This is a genomic window from Stenotrophomonas sp. SrG, assembly GCF_050031795.1.
GTDB classification, from domain to species: Bacteria; Pseudomonadota; Gammaproteobacteria; order Xanthomonadales; family Xanthomonadaceae; genus Stenotrophomonas; species Stenotrophomonas rhizophila_A.
Genome location: NZ_JBNBBE010001337.1, coordinates 1 through 236 on the forward strand (window position 1 = coordinate 1; position 236 = coordinate 236).

General features: G+C 72.5%; 1 pseudogene. It reads right to left on the bottom strand.

Annotated elements, in window-relative coordinates:
* Positions 1-236, bottom strand: a pseudogene (locus tag ACQG3P_RS23775) (hypothetical protein); the annotation flags it as partial.

The window sequence follows — 236 nt, forward strand, 5'->3', positions numbered from 1 at the left end:
GTTCCAGCTCTGGACCACCGTGCCGGCCTTGCCGGGTTCGATCAGGTCAAATCCCTTCTGGAGGTCGTCGATCGGCAACTGGTGGGGCGTCGCCTGGCCGCGCGGGAAGCCGGACAGCGCCCGCTGGGTCATCGTGTACCAGGGCGCGTACATGGTGGGGGGGGAGATGCCGTGCGCGGTCAGGCGCGGGATGGTGGTGGGGTGGCGGGGGGGGGCGGCGCGGTGGGGGTGGTGGG